Origin of the sequence: Xanthobacter sediminis, assembly GCF_043195015.1 — a bacterium.
GTDB lineage: Bacteria > Pseudomonadota > Alphaproteobacteria > Rhizobiales > Xanthobacteraceae > Xanthobacter.
The window spans coordinates 1-7,805 of the sequence record NZ_JBAFWH010000038.1; the positions used below are offsets into that span (position 1 = coordinate 1).

At 61.2% G+C, this 7,805-nt stretch carries 7 protein-coding genes and 1 pseudogene; all 8 read right to left on the reverse strand.

Annotated features, from left to right (window positions below):
- Positions 1–130, reverse strand: a pseudogene (locus V5F61_RS20920) (calcium-binding protein); the annotation flags it as partial.
- A gap of 39 nt (positions 131–169) precedes the next feature.
- Complete coding sequence (locus V5F61_RS20925; protein ID WP_393990595.1) at positions 170–1,480, reverse strand: HlyD family type I secretion periplasmic adaptor subunit; 1,311 nt, start codon at positions 1,478–1,480, stop codon at positions 170–172.
- A complete protein-coding gene (locus V5F61_RS20930; RefSeq protein WP_394104081.1) occupies positions 1,477–3,195 on the reverse strand; it encodes a type I secretion system permease/ATPase in 1,719 nt (572 codons plus the stop codon). The genes V5F61_RS20925 and V5F61_RS20930 overlap by 4 nt, the downstream gene beginning before the upstream one ends.
- Positions 3,196–3,227: 32 nt before the next feature.
- On the reverse strand, positions 3,228–3,836 hold the full coding sequence (locus V5F61_RS20935; RefSeq protein WP_393990593.1) for a cysteine peptidase family C39 domain-containing protein: 609 nt from the start codon (positions 3,834–3,836) through the stop codon (positions 3,228–3,230).
- 602 nt (positions 3,837–4,438) lie between these two features.
- Positions 4,439–5,095 carry a hypothetical protein gene (locus V5F61_RS20940; protein WP_393990592.1) on the reverse strand — a complete coding sequence of 219 codons (657 nt, stop codon included), beginning with the start codon at positions 5,093–5,095 and terminating at the stop codon, positions 4,439–4,441.
- Positions 5,096–5,263: 168 nt separating this feature from the next.
- Positions 5,264–5,905 (reverse strand): hypothetical protein, encoded by a 642-nt coding sequence (locus V5F61_RS20945; protein WP_393990591.1) that lies wholly within the window; start codon positions 5,903–5,905, stop codon positions 5,264–5,266.
- Positions 5,906–6,326: 421 nt separating this feature from the next.
- Positions 6,327–6,581 carry a WGR domain-containing protein gene (locus V5F61_RS20950; RefSeq protein ID WP_393990590.1) on the reverse strand — a complete coding sequence of 85 codons (255 nt, stop codon included), beginning with the start codon at positions 6,579–6,581 and terminating at the stop codon, positions 6,327–6,329.
- 109 nt (positions 6,582–6,690) lie between these two features.
- The coding region (locus V5F61_RS20955; RefSeq protein WP_393990589.1) for a type IV secretory system conjugative DNA transfer family protein at positions 6,691–7,805 on the reverse strand (1,115 nt) is incomplete at its 5' end.

Genomic DNA, 7,805 nt, shown 5'->3' on the forward strand with positions numbered 1-7,805 from the left:
CCCCGCCATTGAGGATATCGTCACCGGCAAGTCCGCTCAGTGTGTCATTGCCGTCGAGACCGTTGATCTCGTCGGATGCCGCCGTGCCGGTCAGGCTGTCGTTCCCCGTAGTTCCATTGATCACGGCCATGTGCGCATTCCCTCTGGTGCAAGGTTGACGAAGGACGCTTCAGTCCGCGCGAAACGCCCGCGTCGCGTGGTCCCTGAGCGGTTTGAGCAGATAGGAGGCGACCGTGCGGTCGCCCGTCATGAGGAAAGCTTCCACCGGCATCCCCGGGACCAGCGACAGCCCCGTGGGTAGCCGCGCGATCTCCGGGCCTGGGATGGAGATCGCGGCCCGATAGAAGGCCGCGCCGGTCTGCGGGTCGGCTTCCAGATCGGCCGACAGGCGAACGACAACCCCGAACAGTTCGGGCGTCGTGTTCCGGTTGAAGGCGGTGAGCCGCAAGGTGGCGCTTTGCCCAAGGGTGAGCTGGTCAATGTCCTGTGGCGCAATGCGCGCCTCGGCGGTCAGTGCGCCGATCTGCGGCACGATCTGCATCAGGGTCTCGGCCGGGGTGACCACCCCGCCGACCGTATGGACCGCGAGCTGATGCACCGCGCCGGCAATCGGGGCGGTGATCTCGATGTGCTTTAGGGTATCAAGAGCGGCGACTTCCTTCTCCCGAAGCGTCGCTTGGTCGTTCTCGACATCGCGCAACTCCGCTGCGACCTCCGCGCGCATTTGCTGGTCGATCTGGAGAAGCTGCACTTCCAGTTCCGAGATACGGGTCCGCGCCGCGGCGATCGAGGCCACGAGCTGACCGCGTTCACCCCGCAGCCGTACGGCGTTTCGCTCGAGCGTGTTGAGCCGGTTCAGCGTGACGATCCCCTGGCGATAGAGGGGCCGGATGCCGGTCAATTCCAGTTCGACAAGCTCGATCTCGTCGGCCTTGGCTTTCTCCTGGTCTTCAAGGCCGATGATCTGCTGGCGAAACTGCCCGACCTGTTCGCGCAGGCGGGCCTTCTGCCCTTCCCGGGACGAGCGACGGTCCTCGAACAGCCGCCGCTCGCTGACCATGCCAGCATCGGCCTCCGCCTCTGACAGCCGCGACCGCAGGCTCTGTGGGACCTCGACCGTGTCGGCGCCATCGCGTTCGGCCGCCAGGCGCGCATGACGGGCGTGGAGCTGGTTGAGGTTCTGCGTGATGGCGGCTAGGTTGGCGCGGGTCACCGTCGCATCGAGCCGGATGAGAACGTCACCCGCATCCACATGCTGCCCTTCGCGCACCAGCAGGTCCGACAGGATGCCCCCGGACAGATGCTGAATCTTCTTGGCGTTGCCATCGACCACCAGGATGCCCGAGGCGATCACCGCACCGGACAGCTCTGTCGTTGCGGCCCAGCTGCCGATGCCGCCGAACAGGAGCACAATGCCGATCGCGCCCGCGATGAGGTTGCGGCGCAGCGAACGGCTCAGATGTGCGCGTGCTTCGATCATTGCTGCCCGGCTCCATCGTTTTCGACTACCGCTAGCGCTGGCGCGGGGGCTGAGCGAGCTGGCCTCGTGGACGGCCGCTGGAGCGATTTCAGCACCGCGTCACGCGGGCCGAAGGCACGGGCAAGACCATTTTCCATCATGAGCAAGACGTCGATCTGCGCCATGACGCTATTGCGGTGTGCGACGACAAGGACGATGCCGCCACGGGCCTTCACGCCGGCGATCGCCTGCGACAGGGCCTTGTCGCCCTCCACATCCAGATTGGAGTTCGGCTCGTCCAGGACGACAAGGAAGGGATTGCCGAAGAGCGCGCGGGCGAGAGCGATGCGCTGGCGCTGCCCGGCAGACAGCCCGGCCCCACCGTCTCCCACCTGCATTTCGTAGCCGTCCGGCAGGGCAACGATCATGTCATGCACGCCGGCGGCCTGCGCCGCGGCGACGATATCGGCATGGCTGGCTCTGTGGTCGAGGCGCGCGATGTTCTCGGCGATGCTCCCCGGAAACAGATCGGAACTCTGCGGCATGTAGCCGATATGCCGGCCGCGCTCCTCTGTTGGCCACTGGTCGAGGCTCGCGCCATCGAGGCATACGCGGCCGCGCGCCGCAGACCATGCCCCGGTAATGGTGCGCACAAGCGAGGACTTGCCCGAAGCGCTCGGCCCGATGATGCCGATGACGCTGCCCGCCTCCGCCCGGAAACTCACATTCTGCACCGTCATGCGCTGGCGCTCGCCGGGCGGAGCTGCGAACACGCCTTCCACCAAAAGCGACTTGCCCGGCGCCGGAAGCATGGTTCGCTGCTGGCAATCGACTGGAAAGTGCCGGAACAACTCATCGAGGCGCTGCCATGCCTGCCGGGCAGCGATCATGCCGCGCCAGTTGGCGATCACCAGTTCAATCGGCTGCAGCGCCCTTGCAACGATGATGGAGCTGGCAACGATCGCGCCTCCGGTCATGTCGCCCTGGATCACCAGCCACGCGCCGAGTGCGAGCGTGCCGGATTGGACGATCTGGCGCAGCGATCGCGACACCCCCGCAAATATCCCGGCAATGTCGTTTGCCTCGTGCTGTAATCTGTTCGCTTGGCCATGGGCCGCGTTCCATCGTTCCGTTGCGCGGGGCAAGATCCCCATGGCAGCAATGGCTTCGGCGTTGCGAAAGGCCGCCTCGCCAAAGCGGTTGCGCCTAGCCGTTGCTGCCGCTAATCGTTCCGTGCGCCGGCTGGTCAACAGGCTTGATACGACGCTCAGCGCCACCAGTATCGCCATCGTGCCGGCCCCCAGCCAGCCGATTAGCGGATGCAAGAAGAAGCACACGCCCAGAAACACGGGCATCCATGGCAGGTCAAAGAGCGCCGATGGTCCGAGGCCGGAAAGGAACATCCTGATCTGGTCGGCTTCCTGGGCAGGCTTCAGTATGTCGCCGTTCATTCTGATACGCAGAGGAGCGCCGGCGATGGTCGAGAAAACCCGGGCTGATATCTGCGTGTCGATGAGGCCGGCAACCCGGCTCATGACCCGGCCACGCACGATGTCGAGGAAGCCGGAAACGGCAAAGAGACCGACCGCAAGGATCAGGAGGGCTATGAGCGTTGGAATGCTGCGACTCGGAATCGCCCGATCGTAAAGTTCCAGCATGAACAGCGGGGCCGTGAGTGCCAGGAGGTTCACCGCACCAGAAAATACTGCCGCCCCAATAATTGGGAGCGCCAGCATATTCCGTCTTTCTGGGTTATTTTCAGAGTAGCTCATGGAATCAATATACCAAATATTGATTTTTTATTTATTTTGATGCGATGATATTCAAAGAATATATATAGTAATAATTTAATTATAAAATGACAATAATTCACTGTTATGTGGCGATTATTGAATATTATATTTTCCAAATTGATACTTTTTAAGTTATCATATAACTGAATGTATGTAATGAAGTAATCGCGCTTTCGGGGAGGGTTGCGGCTCAATACTCCATTCCGGACCCGCATAATGATCTGTCGGCTCGTCCAGAATTTTCGCTTGATGGCCGAAACGTTCATGTCTTTCGCCAGATCGTTGCGCACGTCCGGCTTGGCGACAATAATGAACGACCTATCTTTGCGCTCGGCGATGGCGGGCAATGGCGTCCCGGCGAGCTTCGGCCAGGCGGATGATACGATGAGGGACTTGAGGCCGAACGCGCGCGCAGATTGCAGCATGTCCGTCACACCGATGGACGTGGATCCGATCTGATGACGCAATTGATCTGCCTCCGCGGGGACGCCGTGGAACCGCAACATAAGCACGAGCACACCCCGGCCGGAATCCGACCTTACGCCCGCATCAGCTTCATAAGACGCGTATGAGCGCAACTGCACAACTTATACGATAGCTAACACTCGATTTAATGTTAGGCAAGGCGACTTTTGTCGGAGAATATTACGTTGCGTTAGCCGGATAGCGGTATGTGGCTGCATCATTTGTGACCGTGCGCGACATGCGCTTTGCCAATGAGGCATTTGCCCGCCGTGCATTTTTGAAGAGGTCAAACATGAGCGGTCCTGAGTTTGCTGGAGGTCTGAACTCCTGAAAGGGTTGGGTGGTGTGGACGGATTTGATGAGGACAGAGCTGAAGGCGCGGGCAACGATGGCGGCAAAGCCACATTCGGTCTTCTCGCAGCGCAGAGCGACGCGCTTGAATCGCTTGAGCTTTCCGAAGCACTGCTCTATGCGGGCACGGCCGGCATGAGCGCCTTTGGGAAGAGGGTGGCTCGTTCTTTCGCGTTGGATTTGAAGGGGGATGGAAGGCACGACACCCCGAGCCCGTGGCGCCCGGTTGGCCCTGGCGTAATGGCCCTTGTCGGAGAGCGAACCGGCAGCTGGCTGAGGTTGAGAAGACGCTCGCGGTCGATGTCGGAGGACACCCGAGTGATGCACTCCAGGCCGCCTGTTTCCATACTATCCGGGATAAAGCTCGCCGCTATGGCTTTTGCCCGATCAGGCCGGTCACGGTTTCGACCTTGTCGAGCCAATCGGCGGACGTCTTGTCGGTCCAGGCAACGATGGAACGGATACGCTCATATTCTTCCTGGACGTTGCGCCGGAAAATCGGCTCGTGATGCGCGATGCGGTTACGTAGGTCCCGGATCTTCTGCAACCTGTCGAAGCCATCGCTTCGCAGTTGCTGGACGGTTCTTGCGGCGTCGGCATTCGGAAAGGCCGTCCTGAAATGACGGTTCCACACGGCCGCGTCATGGCTCCTGGTGAACATCCGCTCCCAGAACACGAACTTCAGCTCGGCAACGATTTTGCCCGCCGTCGGCAGTCTGTTTGCCAGATCCATCAGATCGCGCCTGGGGCTATAGGCCCGGAGCGGATCTCTGAGGCTGATGACAAAGCCTCTTTCCCAAGGCCAATTGGGACCATAGGTGCCCTCGATGGCGGACACGATTGAATTACGGACACTGACCTCACATATCTGCAACGGAACAAAGAACGCTGCCGAGAGCTCCAGATTCCAGCGGTAGAGTTCGAGCGCCGCCTCCTTGTCGCTGGCCATCTCGACCAGGTAGGTGGCGAAACGCGGCGCGGATAGCACCGCTGGCAGGCTATGGATTTCCTCGGGCGTGAACGGCATTGTCGTTGTTCCTAGTTCAGGCTCGCCCGTACGTGCGTTGACAGCGACGTGTCGAATGGCGTAAAAGCACATAGAAAGGCGCGTGAGGTCGCGGGGTAACACCACCCTCATCGTCATACGGTAGAAGGGAAAAGCTCGCCTCTGGCGGGCTTTTTTCTTTTCCGCGCTTCATGTTTGTGCTCCCGGATCGCTTAACGACCCCTGAGGCGGCGGTGGAGGTGCTGTGGCGGACGCGGCTACTGCCGCATTCGTGTTTTCAGCTGCCGGGAGCTTCGCAATATATTCGCGCAAGGCCTCGATTTCACCGAATGCACCGACCTCCATCAACCGGTCAATGAACCGGGCATAGATTCCATCTTGGACCTTTCCCTGAGTACGGAGCCACTCGACGGCCGCGTTCGGGCTGACGAGCAGGACATAGTGGAATTCCCCGGATGGTCCGGGCTTGGTCATGATGAACCAGTGCTCCCGCAGGAGTTTCATTCGTTTGCGCCAGGTGTCGACGGCGCGCTCTCCCGAGAACCCCGCTTCCGCTGCGAAGGTCATCGGGTTTTCAATTGTGAGGAACGGCATGTCGGGGGACCGCGCCCAGAGAGCAAACAGCGTGTGACCGGCTGGACTGCCTTTCGAGAGGGCGTCAATCGCCTGCATGACGATTGGCATCGTGCGGGGCACGGTTGTGAAGCCATCGTTCGTCTTGCGGTGCCATATAAACTCGGACGACGTGCCCGGGAAGTGTAGCGCCATCTGTTCCTGGGCGCGCTCCGCCATCTTCAACCGTCTTACGGAAGCCTGCCGCCCGTTCGCCATCTGTTGCTCCTTTCTGCCGTCTTGCACCGATAGATGCGCTCACCGACCCCAAACGGCAACGGGTGAATACGCCCGTCAGAACGACGTGTTCGCATCGGTGAATCGGATTTTCACGACCGCTATTGCACATGATTTGGAGTGACCCAAGGTGTAATGCTGCGCCGTTTGGCGCAGCATTCTGGAATTTTGCGAACTAAAACAAAGTCGTGCTGGATAGCAGTAGTGCTCGTGTATTCCGGTGCTGCCGGTTCTCCCCGGTGCTTCCGATGCTCCCGGGTTTCTAAGGGGCGCGCCGGAGGCAGGACGTCGTAGGAATCGGCCTCAACGCCGACGATTTCAGCACCGCTGTAGAGCGCCAAGAATTGAAAGAAAGAGGGGAAGGAAAGAGAAACTCGTCGTGGATCTCGACCGCGTCACCGGCTCAGCCGCGCACGCCCGTCGGGTGATAACCACGATTGCGCTTCTGGCGCAGCAGGTCGAGAAAGAGCTGCACGGCCTCGTCCTCCTGGTCGAAGGAATGCTGCATGGTCTGCCCATGAGTGCCGATGCGTCCCCAGCGCCGGATCAGGCAGGCCTGTCCGAACAGGGTTTGCTCGATCGACATGGCGTAGAAGCGGGCCACGTTCCTGGAGGCATCCCGGCGTTCGACATAGAGCTGATAGGGCTGGGCGCGCATGGCGCCAGAATCCCATCGGCGAGATTTGGCGTCCAACGACAATTATGAATCGGTCCGGCACCATCGATTTATTTCCGTGAAGGTTTGTGTGCTCCAGTCAGCATCACGTTCACAACGCTCGGCCCTTCTCTGGCTTGAACCTGTTCACTCTCACGCAGGCCTTCATGTCATCTCGCCGGAACCAGATGGCGCGGCCGCAGCGCAGCGGTGCGTTGCCGGCCGTGAAGACGATCTGCTCGTCGGCGCGCATGCGCAGCACCTCATGCGGCTGGATCAGCGGCCAAGACCCGAGTTGCTTCGATCGGGTGCGCGAGGAGCCGGAGGATTGCGACGAGCTGCTGATCTGGTCGATCTCGACCGAGGTCGCACCGCAGCGCCGGGAGATGTAGTCGGCGGTCTCGGGATCGTTGACGGCGGCGAAACTGATCCAGCTCGTCGACTCGAACCATTTGCTCGCGGCGTCCCGGCCGCCCCGGGTCCCGCGCATCTGGCCGATCGACTGGAACAGCAGGATGAGGGTGATGCCGTATTTGCGGCCGGCGTCGCGGGCGGTCTCGAGAATCCGCATGAAGCCGAGGCGCGCCACCTCGTCGAGCAGGAACAGCGCCCTCCCTGTCATCTCGCCGCTCCGGTTGTAGATCGCATTCATGAATGCGCCGATGATGACGCGGGCGAGGCCCGCAGCCGGTGCGGCGCAGGATGCGTTCGATCCGGACGTCCGTCGCGGTGATGAGTTCGGAATAGCCGTTCGCGCCATCGACCATTCGATGATGGCGGCGAACCTGGTCCAGGTCGCATCGTGGAGCGCCTGCCCTACCCTCCCCGCTTCGACGGTCGTGTCGACGCAGAAGCGCGAGCTCTCGATCATGGTCGCATGCGGCTGGAACAGCCCGCGTTCGGCGAGTTCGGGAAACAGCACCGAGGGGAGAGTCGGGTCCGTTGCGGGAAGCAGACGAGCGCAGCAGACGACCGTGTTTCGGCCCGTCACCGCCAGGATGTAGGTCGGCTGGCGATCACCGAAGCCGTCGGCTTCGCGCCCATCCTTGACGTTGACATCCCAGTTCAGGCGCTTGCCGAAAACGCGCGCCCGAAGTCTATGCATGCTGTCGAGAAGATCAGGGAAGTCCTTGTAGGAATTCGGCGCGATAGCCAGTACCCGCACGTTCGATTCTCCGACGCATTTGATGTCGGAGGACAAAACGCACCATCGGAAGGCGCCCGCGA

What these genes read in the sequence shown, in the direction of transcription:
- V5F61_RS20950 (WP_393990590.1), bottom strand. Translation starts at nt 6,581, where the DNA reads ATGCGCGCCCAGCCCTATCAGCTCTATGTCGAACGCCGGGATGCCTCC.
- V5F61_RS20945 (WP_393990591.1), bottom strand. Translation starts at nt 5,905, where the DNA reads ATGGCGAACGGGCGGCAGGCTTCCGTAAGACGGTTGAAGATGGCGGAG.
- V5F61_RS20940 (WP_393990592.1), bottom strand. Translation starts at nt 5,095, where the DNA reads ATGCCGTTCACGCCCGAGGAAATCCATAGCCTGCCAGCGGTGCTATCC.
- V5F61_RS20930 (WP_394104081.1), bottom strand. Translation starts at nt 3,195, where the DNA reads ATGCTGGCGCTCCCAATTATTGGGGCGGCAGTATTTTCTGGTGCGGTG.
- V5F61_RS20925 (WP_393990595.1), bottom strand. Translation starts at nt 1,480, where the DNA reads ATGATCGAAGCACGCGCACATCTGAGCCGTTCGCTGCGCCGCAACCTC.